At 60.5% G+C, this 15,645-nt stretch carries 13 protein-coding genes; 4 read left to right on the forward strand and 9 right to left on the reverse strand.

What is annotated here, in order from left to right; translation table 11 throughout:
• The first annotated feature begins 46 nt into the window (after nucleotides 1-46).
• The 4 genes from ACP8IT_RS09130 to ACP8IT_RS09145 are packed head-to-tail and all read left to right on the forward strand — an operon-like array spanning nucleotide 47 to nucleotide 3,427.
• Complete coding sequence (locus tag ACP8IT_RS09130; protein WP_284624356.1) at nucleotides 47-1,126, forward strand: metal ABC transporter substrate-binding protein; 1,080 nt, start codon at nucleotides 47-49, stop codon at nucleotides 1,124-1,126.
• On the forward strand, nucleotides 1,123-1,821 hold the full coding sequence (locus ACP8IT_RS09135; RefSeq protein ID WP_490289954.1) for a metal ABC transporter ATP-binding protein: 699 nt from the start codon (nucleotides 1,123-1,125) through the stop codon (nucleotides 1,819-1,821). The genes ACP8IT_RS09130 and ACP8IT_RS09135 overlap by 4 nt, the downstream gene beginning before the upstream one ends.
• A complete protein-coding gene (locus tag ACP8IT_RS09140; RefSeq protein WP_237800918.1) occupies nucleotides 1,818-2,642 on the forward strand; it encodes a metal ABC transporter permease in 825 nt (274 codons plus the stop codon). Before ACP8IT_RS09135 ends, ACP8IT_RS09140 begins: the two co-directional genes overlap by 4 nt.
• Nucleotides 2,630-3,427, forward strand: a complete 798-nt coding sequence (locus ACP8IT_RS09145) for a metal ABC transporter permease (protein ID WP_005284360.1) — start codon at nucleotides 2,630-2,632, stop codon at nucleotides 3,425-3,427. Before ACP8IT_RS09140 ends, ACP8IT_RS09145 begins: the two co-directional genes overlap by 13 nt.
• A 36-nt stretch (nucleotides 3,428-3,463) precedes the next feature.
• Here ACP8IT_RS09145 and ACP8IT_RS09150 read toward each other — a convergent pair whose 3' ends face one another.
• The 9 genes from ACP8IT_RS09150 to ACP8IT_RS09190 all read right to left on the reverse strand — a co-directional run bounded on the left by ACP8IT_RS09150 (nucleotide 3,464) and on the right by ACP8IT_RS09190 (nucleotide 15,562).
• Complete coding sequence (locus ACP8IT_RS09150; RefSeq protein ID WP_023030362.1) at nucleotides 3,464-4,153, reverse strand: metal-dependent transcriptional regulator; 690 nt, start codon at nucleotides 4,151-4,153, stop codon at nucleotides 3,464-3,466.
• Nucleotides 4,154-4,309: 156 nt separating this feature from the next.
• The gene (locus ACP8IT_RS09155; protein WP_490289955.1) at nucleotides 4,310-5,239 is read right to left on the reverse strand and encodes a D-isomer specific 2-hydroxyacid dehydrogenase family protein; all 930 of its coding nucleotides are present in this window, start codon (nucleotides 5,237-5,239) and stop codon (nucleotides 4,310-4,312) included.
• A 22-nt stretch (nucleotides 5,240-5,261) separates the two neighbouring features.
• The gene (gene proB, locus ACP8IT_RS09160) at nucleotides 5,262-6,494 is read right to left on the reverse strand and encodes a glutamate 5-kinase (protein WP_005284367.1); all 1,233 of its coding nucleotides are present in this window, start codon (nucleotides 6,492-6,494) and stop codon (nucleotides 5,262-5,264) included.
• 137 nt (nucleotides 6,495-6,631) lie between these two features.
• The gene (obgE, locus tag ACP8IT_RS09165) at nucleotides 6,632-8,164 is read right to left on the reverse strand and encodes a GTPase ObgE (protein WP_284610815.1); all 1,533 of its coding nucleotides are present in this window, start codon (nucleotides 8,162-8,164) and stop codon (nucleotides 6,632-6,634) included.
• Nucleotides 8,165-8,239: 75 nt separating this feature from the next.
• Entirely contained in the window at nucleotides 8,240-9,049 is an 810-nt protein-coding gene (locus ACP8IT_RS09170) for a class C sortase (protein ID WP_490289956.1), read from the reverse strand.
• 34 nt (nucleotides 9,050-9,083) lie between these two features.
• Nucleotides 9,084-10,283 (reverse strand): IS30 family transposase, encoded by a 1,200-nt coding sequence (locus tag ACP8IT_RS09175; protein ID WP_490289838.1) that lies wholly within the window; start codon nucleotides 10,281-10,283, stop codon nucleotides 9,084-9,086.
• Between the two features lie 563 nt (nucleotides 10,284-10,846).
• Nucleotides 10,847-11,125, reverse strand: coding sequence for a 50S ribosomal protein L27 (gene rpmA, locus ACP8IT_RS09180; RefSeq protein ID WP_005277951.1), 279 nt, complete (start codon nucleotides 11,123-11,125; stop codon nucleotides 10,847-10,849).
• Nucleotides 11,126-11,168: 43 nt separating this feature from the next.
• Complete coding sequence (rplU, locus tag ACP8IT_RS09185) at nucleotides 11,169-11,474, reverse strand: 50S ribosomal protein L21 (RefSeq protein WP_005277949.1); 306 nt, start codon at nucleotides 11,472-11,474, stop codon at nucleotides 11,169-11,171.
• A 224-nt stretch (nucleotides 11,475-11,698) separates the two neighbouring features.
• Complete coding sequence (locus ACP8IT_RS09190; RefSeq protein WP_490289957.1) at nucleotides 11,699-15,562, reverse strand: translation initiation factor IF-2 N-terminal domain-containing protein; 3,864 nt, start codon at nucleotides 15,560-15,562, stop codon at nucleotides 11,699-11,701.
• Nucleotides 15,563-15,645: the final 83 nt, after the last annotated feature.

Consider the following 15,645-nt stretch of genomic DNA (forward strand, 5'->3'; position numbering starts at 1 on the left):
TGTTTATTCTTTGCTTGATAGGTTTCACTGCACAAAAGGAGCACTCATGAAAAAGAACGTGGCCAAGCTGGGCCTGATGCTGACCCTGAGCGGGGTCGCCCTCGCCGCCTGCAGCACGAACGACGGCGGCAACGGTTCCGACGCGGGCTCCGGATCGGGCGACGATCAGACCATCAAGGCCGTTGCTACCACCACGCAGATCTGCGATTACCTCACCCAGATTGCCCAGGGTGGCATGACGCTCCACAAGGTGGATTCCAGCGGCAAGGAAACCACCGAGGGCGATGGCGATACCACCCTCGATCTCACCTGCCTGTTGGCGCCGAATGCCAGCGCGCACGAGCACGAGATGACCCCGCAGCAGATGAGTGCCATGGCGGATGCGGACTTCCTCTTTAAAAACGGCGTCGATCTCGAGCACTTCCTCGATAACGCCGTGGAGTCTTCCGGCTTTGACGGCGAGACCATCGTCACCGCCGGCGATGACAACTCCAAGCACAAGGTAGACCTGCGCGAGTGGCCTTTCCCCGGTGAGGACGGCGAGGAACCAGAATTCACCCACGACCCGCACGTATGGACCTCCCCCAAGAACGCCAAGATCCAGGTAGAAAACATCGTGGATGCCTTGGCCGATAAGGAGCCATCCGTGAAGGAGGTCGGCGAAAAGTACACCAAGCAGCTCGACGAGCTGGATAAGTGGGTCACCGAGTCCCTAGAGACCGTCCCCGAGCAGGACCGCGTGCTGTTTACTTCGCACGATGCCTTTGGCTACTTCTCCAACGACTATGACGTGAAGTTCATCGGCTCCGCGCTCACGGACTTCAATAACCAGCAGGACGCCACCTCCTCGCACATCGAGGATGCCGCTAAGGAGGTTCGCGATTCCGGCGCCAAGGCCATCTTCGCGGAAAACTCCAATAACTCTAAGTCCATCGAGGCCATCGCCCGCGCCGCAGGCGTCAAGGCCATTATGGATGACGACGCCCTGTACGGCGACTCCTTGGGCGTGCCGAATAGCGACGGCGCCACCTACATCGGCTCCATCATCCACAACGTCACCACCTTGGTAGATGCCTGGGACGGTGAAGCGGCCGATCTGCCAGAAAGCCTGGATAACGCACGATGAGTTCACCGCTTTTAAAGCTTTCCCATGCCTCCTGCGGCTATGGCACCACCACCATCGTGGACGATGTCTCCTTGACCATCCACGAAGGTGAGGCCATCGCGCTGCTGGGGGCTAATGGCGCTGGTAAGTCCACGCTTTTAAAAGCCATCGCGGGCCTTGCCACACTGCGCGGCGAGCATCAGCGCACGGCGACGCTGGGCTATGTTCCCCAGCACCACACCTGCGATCCCACCTTTCCCGTCACCGCCGGCCGGGTCGTGGAAATGGGTCTGCTCAATAAGGCCTCGTGGTGGGAGCGCATGGGCAGCATGCGCCGCCTGCGCCCGCAGATCAACCAAGCGCTAGAGCTCGTCGGCATGGCGGATAAGGCGAAGACCCGCTGGGATAAGCTATCGGGCGGGCAGCGCCAGCGCATCTTTATCGCCCGCGCGCTCGCCGCGCACCCGGACTTGGTGCTCATGGACGAGCCCTTCAATGGCCTGGACCAAGACAGCAGGCAGGTGCTTTTAGGGATCATCGCCAAGCTTAAGGAAAGCGGGGTTGCCCTGCTCATTTCTACCCACGATCCCATTTTGGCGCAGCGCGCTTGCGATGCTGGAATGCTCATCGTGGACGGCCACAGCGAGGTCCTCGATACCGAGGATGCAGTCGAGCGCTACCTGGAGGCCACGTCGGTATTACAGGGGGACATGTGACGCTTCTGCTTACTGCTCCCTACATGCAGCGCGCCGCCCTGTTCTTGCTGTGCGTGGCCTTAACCGGCGCGGTGGTCAGCGTGGTGGTCAACCTGCGCCGCATGGAATTTAGCGTTGAGGCGCTGGTCCACTCGGTATTCCCGGGCATCGTCATCGGCCTGGCCGTGGCGGGCTTTCCCGGCATCTTGCCCGGTGCCGCCGTCGCCGCGGGTGTCGCCGTGCTCATTTTGGCGCGCCTGAATTCCGGCAGCGATGGCCACGACCATGAATCCGGCACCGCGGTGGTACTGACCTTGATGTATGGCATCGGCGTGGTCATCAGCCTCGCCGTGGGGGATCGCTCCGGCCAGCTGGAGGCCCTTATGTTTGGCCGCTTGCTCGATATCACCACTGACCGCATGATCCCCTCGATCATCTTGTGCGTGGTTGCCGCCCTGCTCATTCTGGCCACCTGGCGCTCGCAAGTAGCCGTCGCCTTTGACCGCGAATCCGCGCGCGCCACCGGCATCCGCGTGGGGCTAATCGATGTCACTGCCAACGTAGCGGTGGGCCTTATCGTCGTCGCCGCGAGCTCCGCCATCGGCGTATTGCTCGTTTTGGGTTTCGTGGTGGTCCCGGGCCTGGTCGGGCGCGTCCTGGCTAGCACCCCACTGCAGATGCTCCTGTGGGCGCTGGTGGGCGCGGTAGTCGCCGTATGCGTGGGCCTGTGGCTCATGCTTTCGGTGACCTCCCACCAGATTTCCCCGCAAGCCATCGTCGCGCTGTCGCTGTCCCTGACCGTTCCGCTCGCACTTTTAGGCAGGCGCATATGGGTGTCTTAACTTTGCCATTCTTCGAAGCCATCGCGGTAGGCTGCCTCTCCGGGCTGGTAGGTACGCTCATGGTGTTGGGCAATCGCGTCTTTTTTGCTGAGAGCCTCTCCCACGGCACCTTTCCCGGCGCGGTCCTCGGCGTCGTCGTGGCCAATGCGCTGGGTGCCAACTTGAGCGATGGGCTCATGCTCGGCTCCGTGGCGGTCTGCATTCCGCTGGCGATTTTCATGCATTACCTGGGCAAGGTGCACGGCGTCTCCTCCACCGCTGCGGCGGGCACCACGCTCACTCTGGGGTTTGCGATGGGTATCTTGTTGCTGCGCTGGTTCCAGCCGCTGCCGCTGCACGTCGATAGCTTCCTGGTGGGCTCGCTTACCACGGTCAACCACCGCGATGTCGCCGTCGCAGCCGGCCTGGTCATTATCTGCCTGCTGGCGGTACTAGCCTGCCGGCGCCGCCTCTTCCAGGCGTATTTCGACCCCACCACGTCCCCGCATAGCGGGCTTTACGATGCCCTGACGCTCGGCCTTATCTGCTTGACGATGGCCGCCGTCATCCCCGCCGTCGGCACCATCTTGTCCATCGCCTTGCTCGTGGCCCCAGCCGCGGGCCTGCGCCCGTGGGTATCGCGCCCGGAGGCGCTGCTTATCGGGGCGGGCATCATCGGCATCACCATCGCGGTGGCCGGGCTTTTTATCGCTGCGCACTTGAGCCTTTCGGCCGGCGGCACCATCGCCATTGTGGCCGGCGTGTTCTACCTCGCCAGCATGACGGCCTATAAGGCAGTCTCCTAGCGTGCGGCGCTGCACGGCGCCGCGCTGCGCCGCGCGTTATTTAGTCGAGGCCAGGCGGACTGTGATCTCGCGGGCGGCCACCTCCGCCAGCGACATCTCGCCGCCTTCGGTCTGCACCGTCAATAACCCGGCCACGCTATCGCTTACGCGCAGCTCGTTGCCCAGCTCCACCCCAAAGCGGTCAAGGTAGCGCAGCAAGCCTGGATCCTCATCGCAGACGCGCTCTACGGTCACGGGCGCATCAAGCGGGGCGCTGGCGAGCGTGAGCGTGCCAAGATCCTCGATCCCGCCGCCAATATCGGGAATGGGATCGCCGTGCGGATCGCGGTCGGGGGATCCCAGCAGCGCATCGATGCGGCCGATAAAGCGATCGGAGCAGGCGTGCTCGAGGCGGTCAGCGTCCTCGTGCACCTCGTCCCAGGAATAGTCCAGGGTCTCTACCAAAAAGGTTTCTAATAGGCGGTGGCGGCGCACCATCTGCATCGCCAGTTCACGGCCTGCAGGGCTCAATGAGACGCCCTGATAGCGCTCGTGCTCCACCAGTCCTTGGGCGGCGAGCCTCTTAATCGCCTCGGAGGCGGTGGGCACCTTTTGTTCCAGGCGCGCCGCCACATCCTTCAGCGCTACCGGGGCGCCACCGGAGTGCTCCGATAAATCCCACAGAACCTTAAGATAATCCTGGCTGCGGGTAGGCAGTTCTTCTAGGTGCATATCCACCATCTTCATAATCGTGCTTGCGTCGTCCTTGGATAAGTGTTAGTTTAGCAGTAGTTCAACGAGTTGAACTTTTATTTTCACTTGCCACGGACAGTGGGCGGTACGTCCTTTCTTCGGTACACACACGACGCACCCAGCCATCGCTGTCCGTGGCTTTTGATTTTTCTAGTATCCCGCCTCTGGGTCCACCTGGGTGGGCATGGGCTCACCCTTGTCCCACGCGGCGGCATTGGCATTGAAAATATCGCCCATGTGATACTGCGCCACGTGCTTCGTCGCCCCGATATGCGGGGTCATGGTGCAATTGGGCAGGGAGAGCAGCGGGTGGTCATCGGGAAGCGGCTCTGGGTCCACAACCTCCAAACCGGCGCCGGCAATCTCGCCCTCGCGCAAGGCATCCACCAAATCATCCGTGACCACGGTGCTGCCACGCCCGACGTTAATAAACAGCGCAGACGGCTTCATGGCGCGGAACTTCGCGGCATCAATAAGCCCCTCCGTTTCCGCCGTGGCGGGCAGGATGCAGAAAATGACATCGGCCTCGCCCCACACGTGCGCGGCGTCATCCATGGCCACCACCTCGTCGGCGCACTCCACCGGGCGGCCGGAGCGATTCATGGCGGTGATGTGGACCCCAAAGGGCTTGAGCAAGGCAATGAGCTGCTTGCCGATGCCCCCAGCGCCCAAAATCGCCACCTTCTTCGGTCCCTGCTGGTCATAAATCCACTCCTGCGCCTCATCCAGCTCTTTGGCCACCGACCACGTGCCGGCCTGCGCAAAGGCCTTGTGCTGGTGCGCCTGGGAGAGCAGGAGGCCCAAGGCGGATTCGGCCACCGGCTTAGCAAAGGCGCCGGCGGAATTGCACCACGGCAGCCCCTCAGAGGTAATCAATCCTGCATCAATGAGTTGGTTAACCCCGGTAAAACAATGCTGCACCCAGCTGATATTATCCGGCATCTCCGGGATCCGGCGCGGGCTGGGTGTGGTATTGATATAAACCTCTGCGTCTTCGAGGTTTTCTACGCGTTCGTGGCCGGCAGCGCTCAGGTCATCAACCATCGGCTGCCAAATTTCTGGTCCCATAAAATACTTCATGGGACCAGCGTACGGCACACGGCTAGATGCGCGAGGCGAAGTTGGACAGGTAATCCGCGTGCACAACCGAGCGACGCTTATCTTCTGGCAGCTCGCTCATCTGCATTCCCTTAATGGCGTTCAATTCCTCGGAATCAAAACGCACCTCTCCGCGACCGATAACTTCGCCCTTCGGGCCCAAAATATCGATAATCTCGCCCTTGTTGAATTCACCGCGGACATCCGTAATACCCACAGCGAGCAAGGAGGTACCGCCCTTGGTCACGGCCTCCTTTGCCCCCTCATCTAGGCGCACGGCTCCGCCGGTATCGGCGCAGTAGAGCGCCCAGAACTTCCAGGCTGAAAGTTGGCGTTCCTCGCGGGTGTGGAAGACGGTGCCCACGGAGGCATCGGAAAGCGCAGGCCCAATATTATCGGTAGAGGTTAACAGCACTGGGATACCGCCACGGGTGGCCAGGCGGGCAGCAGAGACCTTCGTGGCCATGCCGCCGGTGCCGACCTTGCCGCCATCGCCAGCAACAACGCCCTTGAGATCCTTACCGGTGCGCACCTCATCGATGAACTTCGCATCCGGCTCGGCCGGGTTCTTGTCATAGAGGCCATCGACATCAGAGAACAGGAAGAGCGCGTCCGCGCCCACCAAGTTGGCGACCAAGGCCGACAGGCGGTCGTTATCGCCAAAGTGCATCTCCGAGGTGGCCACAGCGTCGTTTTCGTTCACGATGGGAATGGTGCGCAGCTGGCGCAGGCGGTCAATGGTGCGCTGCGCGTTGCGGGCGCGGTCGCGGTGCCCGGCATCGGACGCCGTGAGCAGCACCTGACCGATGGTGCGCTGGTAGCGCGCGAAGGAGCGGCCCCACTCATAGGCCAGATGCACCTGGCCTACAGACGCCGAGGCCTGCTTGGTAGCCAGGTCAGTGGGGCGCTGGTGCAGGCCGAGCGGGCCCATGCCAGCAGCGACCGCACCGGAGGAAACGATGATGACATCAGAGCGCCCCATGCGCGCGTGGACGGCATCCACGATGTGATCGATCTTTTCCTGCGAGACGCGGAAATTCTCATCCGTCAGCGACGAGGAACCGATCTTTACAACGACGCGCTTGGCCTCAGCGATAGAGTTGCGCAATTCGGATTCAAACCCGGAGGCTATCGGGTTTTCATCGAGGGCTTCAGGGAACGGGGTATCAGCGGTAGGGCCATCAAACGGCTCTACGGGGAGCGGAAGAATGGGCTCTTTCTGTTGATCAGAAGACATAACTCAATAGTGTACAAAGCTTCCGGCACGAGTCCCCTTCATTGGGGCGTATTTCCCCCATGTGCGCAGCACATTATGCCCGGGGTGGGGGCACTCGCCCCAGCGGACGAGGCCCCACTTCCCCACTCGCGCGGTGGCTAACCCTGCCAGCGGTCGCGGTTGGCGCCCTCGCGGGTGACCTCTTCCTCGTCGCCGTAGTCGAATTCATCGACCAAGCCACGCCGGGCCTGGGAGGCGCGCTTGCGCTCCGCCGCGGAGACGCGGTTGGTGCCCTTCAGGCGGGCATCCTCGCCGCGGCTGGCCATGGTGGGATCGCCGCCGGTCATCGGCTCCCACTCGAAGGTAATCCCGCCAATGGTCACGGGGCAGCCTTCCACCGCGCCCTGCTTGTGCAGCTCGTCTTCCACACCGGCCTTGGCTAGGCGATCCGCCAGGTAGCCCACGGCTTCATCGTTTTCAAAGTCGGTCTGGGTAATCCAGCGTTCGATCTTTTCGCCTTCCACGATGAATCCGCCCTGCACCTCTGGATCCGGGCGCACATTAAAGTCCGCGAAGCTGCCGGTGTTTTTCTTATGCGCCTGGGCCTTGGGGTGAATCACGGTATGGGAAGCATCCCGCTTGGGCTTGGGCTGTGCCTTGTGGTGCTCGGTAACCATCTCCATCAACTTAAACTTCAGTGGCTCGAGGCCCTTGCGCGCAGCAGCGGAAATGATAAAAACGGGCCAGCCGAATTTTTCCTCTAAGTCGTCTTTGACGAACTCTGCCAACTCTTCCGCCTCTGGGACATCGGCCTTGTTCAAGATGATAATGCGCGGGCGCTCGCGCAAATCCCCCAAGCCGGTATCGCTTTCCAGCGCGTCCTGGTACTTGGCCAGCTCATTTTCCAAAGCCTCAATATCGGATTCCGGATCGCGGCCCGGCTCGATGGACGCGGTATCAACCACGTGGGCTAGCACCGCCGTGCGCTCGATGTGACGCAGGAAGTCCAGCCCCAAGCCCTTGCCATCGGCGGCGCCGGGAATAAGGCCAGGGACATCGGCAATGGTAAAGGAGCTATCGCCCATATCCACTACGCCCAAGTTAGGCTGCAGGGTGGTAAACGGGTAATCACCGATCTTCGGCTTGGCAGCAGAGAGCACCGAAATCAACGAGGACTTGCCCGCCGAAGGAAAACCGACGAGTCCCACATCCGCCATGGATTTCAGCTCGAGCACCAAATCATGGGCCTGGCCCGGCTCGCCCTGCAGCGCAAAGCCCGGTGCCTTGCGGTTCTTAGACGCCAGCGCCGCGTTGCCCAGGCCACCGAAACCGCCCTCAGCCGCGACGAAACGCGTGCCCGGCACGGTGAGATCCGCTAGAGTCTCACCCTTTTCCGTGCGCACGACCGTACCCGCGGGAACCTCCAAAATCAGGTCCTCCCCGCGCGCGCCATTGCGCATATCGCCGGCGCCGTTGCCGCCACGCTCGGCCTTAATATGCGGCCTGTAGTGGAAGTCCATCAAGGTATGGATCTGCTCTGAGACCTCCAAGATGATGTCGCCACCGTGACCACCATTGCCGCCATCTGGCCCGCCCAATGGCTTGAATTTCTCACGGTGGACAGACACGCAGCCATGCCCACCGTCGCCAGCCTGCAAGTGCAAGACGACGCGGTCAATAAAACGTGCCATGAACAGCCTCTCTTCGCTATCAATTAGATACTAAAGTCTATCAGCTCCACCCCACTATCCACGATGCGCGGAATTTTAGAGCTCGCCTTTGGCAGATGCTTGTTGAGCTTCCTGCTGCTTTTTCTTCTTGCGCCGCCTGTAGTTCTTCCACAGGATGACCAGCAAGGTGAGCAAGATGATCGCGATGACCAGAATCATCCACCACGACCAGCCGAATCCAGCAGTATCAGGTTCTGGGTTCCCTGGCTCCAGCGGTACGCGTTCCGCGTGAACAAGCAACCTATCGGTATTAAGACCATAGGGAGTGCACGTAATCAGAGTGAGCTTATCGTGGCCGGGCTCATACGTCACCGCGTCATAAGCTTCAGGCTTGACCACTTCCCTGCCGGTCATTTTGTACCGGAGGCGCTCCCCCATAACCTCGATGAAAATCTCATCGCCTTCTTGCAAACGCGGAAGCTCATCAAATATCGCCGCATTGACCATGCCCGTGTGGGCAGAGATCACCGCATTCGTTCCATCACCGCCAACCGGAAGCGTGGAGCCATACATGTGGCCGGCGCCATCGTAAAGCACCTTCGGCGCAGTGGTGTGGAAGACGGGCAAATCCACATTGATGCGCGGAATGCGAATGCGGGCAATCATGTCGGTAGGATCGTCAATATTCAATTGGGACATATAGTCTTCCATGCCTGGATCGCTATCCACCGGCGGACGAGCGTGCGGGCCTTCAGCCAGCAGACGCTCGTTATATTCGCGTGCGCGGGCAAGTTGGCGGTCTTTTTCCTCTTGACTTAGATCTTCGACCTTTCCGCTATAAGTTTCGGTCTGCCGCATCAGCTTATTCTGGTTGGCCAAAGTAGACACCACCGGATACAGCAGCAAGGGCGGATTCTAGGGGTCGTTGCAACGATGACGGTTACTTTGGTTTGATACTACCGGTTTGTGTCAGGGCGTTGGTCATGACTTCGGCTGGGGTGCGCCAGTTGAGTGCTTTGCGTGGTTTGTGGTTGTGAATGTTGGCGATCATCTCCAGGTCCTCGGCGCTGTAGATGGACAGGTCACTGTTTTTGGGAAGGTTTCTCCTGAGCCTGCCGTTGGTGTTTTCGTTGCTGCCTCTCTCCCACGGCGATCCTGGATGGCAGAAGTAGATGGGAATGTCAGTGGCCATGGTAAAGGCTTTATGGCCAGCCATTTCACTTCCTTGGTCCCAGGTAATTGATGACCAGATAGCTTTATCGATTCCAGCAACAGCCTTGTGCAGGGCTGTGAATACTTCTTTGCTGGTATGCCTTCCTGGCAGGTGGCCAAGGACAACAAATCGGCTAACGCGTTCTACTAACGTGATCACCGCTGATTGGTTATTTTTACCAAGGATGAGGTCGCCTTCCCAGTGGCCTGGCAAAATACGTTCAGTAACCTCTTCTGGCCGGTCGTCGATGAGGATCATGTCGTCAACGAAGCGTTGCTGGGCCGGTGTGGTGGTGCGTGTTTGGCGTTTCTTGCGTTTCTTTCTGCCGGTAGGCAAGTCCAGGCCGAGGTCTTTGAGTCTTCCTTTGGACTGTAGATAAAAGGCGTCATAAATCGTTTCGTGACTAATGCGCATGTCCTTATCAGTGGGGTAGTCGATGGGCAGGCGATTGGAAATCTCCTCCGGTGACCATTGTGCCCGCAATTGTGTGCATACATAGTCCCATAACCTTTTGTTGGCTAGCAGTTTCGGTATTTTCGGCCGCAGCCTACGCGCACAAGCCTTTAACTGGGCGGTCTCCGCACGGTACGGGCCTTCAGCGCTGTGGTTTCTGCGTACTTCACGCTGAATTGACGAAGCACTTCGCCCTAAACGGCGCCCGATTTCCCGCAGCGGCACATGCTCACGAAGAAGGTCGGCGATAATAACGCGTTCTTCAAAGCAAATATAGCGATCACTGATGCGTTTATACGGATCCACACCGACAGGCAAGGCAGGGGGCCGAAGCCGTCCAGATTCGATGACGTCATGGCGTTGGCGCAGCGCTTTCATGAGTCTTTTATACGTGGTGGCATCCTCGCCGACAGGTATGAACTCTTTACGTGGCCCTCCGGATTTGATGAGACCTTTTTCGAAGTCTAAAGACAATCGACGATCAATTCCTACTGCAGTCCCAGCATCACAAACAGGCAAGCTCGCCAACCGAAGGCGTAAGTATTCCACCCTTAACTGTGTTTGGCGGACTTTCCGGGCATACCTCGTTAGCCGGATATGGCACCCAGCTTCTGTAGCAACGGCATACGCAGCGGTGGGATGCATCCCACATGTTTTGGCGGCTTGGTGTACCGAAAGTCCGTCTTTAACTAGTTCTACAAGCTGTAAAGCCTGGCTACCGCGACGATCAACTCGTTTGGCTTTATGTATGACTGGCAATCCATGAGCATGACAAAAATTCAAAGCATGCGCGTAATGACAGCCAAGCTCACCAGCAGCCGAACGAACACTACGCCCACTGCCAACCAAGGCGACCAAGCCACGACGATCCGACTCAGACAACGAATGAAACGGGCCAACAACTCCAGGCACAACAACACCCTCCTAAGGGAAAGTGTTGCAACGACCCTCTGAACTCAAGAGGCAATTTGGAACGCAAAAATCCCGAGTCCTACAGGGCTCGATTGCCCTAGGACTCGGGATTTAAGTTCTACAGGTTAAGCAGTAGCTTCTGCAGCAACCTCTTCAGCCGGAATGATGTTGACCATGCGACGGCCACGCTTGATGCCGAACTTTACAGAGCCAGCAGCAAGTGCGAACAAGGTGTCGTCGCCGCCACGGCCAACGTTCTCACCTGGGTGGAACTTGGTGCCGCGCTGACGCACGATGATCTCGCCGGCGTTAACCTGCTGACCACCGAAACGCTTGACGCCGAGGCGCTTGGACTCGGAATCGCGACCGTTGCTGGAGCTGGAAGCACCCTTCTTGTGTGCCATGTCGTTTCCCTCCTTCGGGGATGAATTGCAGCCCGGTTAAGGCTTACTTGATACCGGTGATCTTCAAGGTGGTCAGAGGCTGGCGGTGACCCAGACGCCTCTTGTAACCAGTCTTGTTCTTGTACTTCAGGATATCAATCTTTGGACCTTTACCCTGTTCAACGATTTCCGCAGAGACAGAAACCTTCTCCAAGTCGGAGGCCTTGGACTTCACAGCGGCGCCATCGACGAGCAGAACCGGGGTGAGAGCCACGGCAGAGCCTGGCTCACCCTCGATCTTCTCGACCTTGACGAGGTCACCTTCAGCAACCTTGTACTGCTTGCCGCCGGTCTTGACGATCGCGTACATAGAGGGTTACCCCTTATCTAAACTCGCTCGGACACGGCATCCAGGCCGTCATCCGAATGGACACTTACATATTGCGTTCAGACCTCGCGCGAACATGTCCGCAATTACCGGGCGGCAATTGTGGGCTGATCCAGCGCCGAGAGTTCTAAACAGCGACTGTCAAAGACTACCCCGCCGCGGGTACAAAATACAAACCACGCACTTCGTACCCGCGTGGCGGTGCGCTAGGACGTAGCCCGCCGTGCTACGCGGCGCCGCCGCCGGCCCGCATCCTTAGCGCCAGTCTGCGGGGTCTCCGGCGCGTTAGTAGACGCCTTTTCCCCAGCACGTTCCTGTCGCGCAGCTGCTGCCGGCGCCCCCGTCTTTTTCACCGCGCGCTTCTTCCCACGGCGAATAACCTTGGTCTCGGTCTGCGGGGCGCTAGCCTTCTGGGAATCCTTCTCCCCTTGAACAGGTGTAGCCGAAGGCGTACCCGCGTTGTGCGAGGTGGCTTTATCCCTCGGGTTGGTACGCACCACGCGGCGCTTGCCGCGACGGCCTCCCTGTGCCGGGGAATTCTTCTTCCCGCCACTGATATTTTCGTGGCGCTGCTCCGCCGTCCGCGAGGAGTCCTCGCCCTTATCGCCGTGCTGCGCCTCCTGGGCGTTGGCCCGGTGCGAAGCCTGCACGGTAGCCCGGCGAGAGTTCGGCTGGGTGCGAACACTGCGGCGCCGGCCGCGCCCGCGTGCCTTGCCCCGGGACTGCTGCTGCTCGCCTTCCTGCTGGGCCACATCGTCACCGCGGGCCTTATCGGAGGAACTCGCGGATTCCGCCTGTTGTGGCTGGGCAAAATCCTCTGGGCGCGGGCGATTATCGGAACGCGAATTCCCGCGTGTGCGGCGCTTGCGGCGCGGAGAGGCCTCAAACTCGGCTACTGCCTCCTCGTAGGTCTTCTCCGGCGCATCGGCAACTTCTGCCTTCTTTTCCTCAGCCTTTCCTTCAGCGGCCTGCTGGCGCTTGTTCGGCTGCTCCTGCGCGCGACGGGTCGCAGGCGAGGTCCGCGTTGCCCGGCGCGGCTTCTTGCCCCGCTGGGTGCGCTTCTTCTCCTTCGCCGGTGCTTCTCGGCCATCGGGCACATAGGAATTAAATTCCTGTACCTCATCGCTTTCGGCGGCGTTGTCCGCCGCGGCATAGGCGATGGCCTCGATTTCAGAGACCTCAGACTTCTTCTGCGCCCGGCGGCGCTTCTTCTGCTTGCCCTCGCTGCGGCCTCGGTCGTCGCGGTGTCCGCGGGCGTTATCGGCACGCTTCTGGGAATCCTTCTGCTCGGAGTCACCGGTCTCATCGTCTACGACGACATTGGCCACCAGCTCTTCCAGCGACGGTGACTGCTCGTCCTCGTTGCCGTAGAGCGGGGCGTCCGTCTTCTGGTACTTCTGCGGCTGGGACGTGGCATTCCTGCGGCCCTTGCGTCCCTTCTGCCCCTTCTTCTCCGCGCGCTCGTCCTCATCGTCGTGCTCGTGCATGACCACGGCAGCCGGATGCTGCTGGGGATCGTGCTCAGGCTTCTTGTGAGCCTTGGAGGAACCGTGCGAGTGGTGGCCGGAGTGGTTGTCTTCTGCTTCATCGACCGGGTACTCGTGGATGATGATGCCGCGGCCATGGCAGTGCTCGCATTCGGTGGAAAAGGTCTCTACCAGGCCGGTGCCCAAACGCTTGCGCGTCATTTGCACCAAGCCCAGGGAAGTAACCTCGGACACCTGGTGGCGCGTGCGGTCACGGCCCAAGGCCTCCTTCAGGCGCCGCAAAACCAGATCCTGGTTTTCCGGCAGCACCATGTCAATAAAGTCCACCACAATCATGCCGCCCAGATCGCGCAGGCGCATTTGGCGCACGATTTCCTCGGCAGCCTCCAGGTTATTGCGGGTCACGGTCTCTTCCAGGTTGCCGCCGGAGCCGGTGAACTTGCCGGTGTTGACGTCGATGACAGTCATGGCCTCGGTGCGGTCGATGACCAAGGTGCCGCCAGAGGGCAGCCACACCTTGCGCGAGAGCGCCTTATGCAGCTGCTCATCAATGCGGTAGGCGGCAAAGGCGTCCTGGCCGCCGTGGTCCTTCGGCTTATAGCGCACCACGCGGTCCGCAAGGTCCGGGGCCATGGATTCCACGTAGGCATTGACCGTATTAAAGGAACGCTTCCCATCCACGATCAGGCGGTGGAAATCTTCGTTGAAGAGGTCACGGACAACCTTGATGAGCATATTCGGCTCTTCATAGAGCGTGACCGGCTTAGCGCCCTTGGAGGATTTTTCCTTCTTGGCCTGGGCAGAAATATCTTCCCACCGGTTATGCAGGCGCTGCACATCTGTTGCGATGGCCTCTTCGGGAACGTTTTCGGCAGCGGTGCGGATGATGGCGCCGCCATCGCCTGGCACGACGCGGCCCAAGATGTCCTTCAGGCGCTTGCGCTCCGGTGCCGGCAGCTTGCGCGAGATTCCGGCGCTGCGCCCGCCTGGAACGTAGACGAGGTAGCGCCCGGCCAAGGAAATCCGGGTGGTCAGTCGCGCACCCTTGTGGCCAATCGGGTCCTTTGCCACCTGCACCAAAATCTGGTCGCCGGATTTCAGGGTATTTTCTACCTTCCGGGAGCGCCCGTGCAATTTGGTCTTGCGCCAATCAATCTCGCCGGCATAGAGCACACCATTGCGGCCTTGGCCGATGTCCACGAATGCCGCCTCCATAGACGGCAAGACGTTTTGCACGCGGCCTAAGTAAATATTGCCAATGAGGGAGGCCTGGGACTCGGTGGTAACGAAGTGCTCGACCAAGAGGTCATCTTCAAGCACGCCAACCTGCGTGACGACGCCCGCGCCGTCCTCGCGCTGCTTATCGCGCACCACCATGGTGCGCTCCACGGCCTCGCGCCGCGCCAAAAATTCCGCCTGGGAGACGATGTGCTGGCGCTCGCGGCCCTTCTCGCGCAATTCTGCGCGGCGTCGCTTCTGCGCCTCGATGCGGGTGGAGCCGCGGATAGCCTTGGGCTCATCGATAAGCTCCGGCTCCTTATCCGCCGCCTCCTTCTTGGAGCTCTCGTTCCCGCCGCGCCCGCGGGAGGTACCGCGGCGGCCGCGGCGGCGCTTGTCAGAACCCCCGCGCGCTGCCTTATTGCCTGCCTCGGCCTCGTCGGGTTCCGCGTCGTCGCTAGGCTCCGCCGCATCAGCGGCTTCAGCGATCGCCGCCATGTCTGCGGCCTCATCCTCACCAAGCTCGGCGGCGTCCTGCTGCGGTGGCATAAACAGCGGCGCGAAGTCATACGCGGCGGAATCGTCATCCGTCTCCGCGCGCGGGACTATGCGCGGGGCATAGTAATCATCGTCGAAGTCCTCGCCGGCCTCTGCCAACACCTCATGCAGCTTGGCGGGATCCACGGTCCCGGTCGTTTCGCCAGCACCAGCAGCGGCAGCGTCGGTGGCATTAGCGTCGGCATCATCTTCAGCGCGCGCAGACGCGTTCGCCGGCTCAGGATCCGGCAGACGGTCCGGCGCCTGCTTTACATCCGGCAATGCGCTTTTTACCAGCGATGCATCGACCTTTTCCTCAATCTGGGAGATTTCATTATCCACGTTCTTGCGCACGCGATAGCGCAGGTTCTTTTCCTCTTCCGCATCGGCTGCGGTGTTGTCAGCCGGGGCGCTATCTGCCTCCGCGGCATCTGCCTGCGCTGGTTTTTTCTTTGCCGCGGGCGCGGACTTCTTCGTGGCCTTGCGGGTGCGCCGAGCCCGCTTGGTGGTCTTGGTCTTGCTCTCAGGCTTTGCTTCTGCCGGGCTCTCGTCCGCGATTGCAGGCTGCTCCGCATCCGAGCCCCCTTCATGGCGGGCTAGAGCAGCAAAAAGGTCGCCTGCTTCCGCGCGGGTAATGGAGCTCTGCGCGGTCTTGTTCAGGCCCATGTCCTTAAGCTGGGCCACCAGCTGGCGTGACGATAAGCCGAGCTTTTTGGCCAAGGCATACACGCGGGTTTTATCTTTGAGCTCGCTCGGGTCTATGCGCTGGGCCAAAGCCGCGGCTGCCTGGAGGTTTTCAGTTGTTTCTTGAGAGTTCTGTGCCGCCATTAGTTGGGCTTACTCCTGTACTTCGATTGTATGGTGCGTCGGCCACTCGGGCGCAGGCACAGCCCCAAAAGGACCGCGCCGCT

The organism is Corynebacterium sp. LaCa_23 (genome assembly GCF_058182375.1).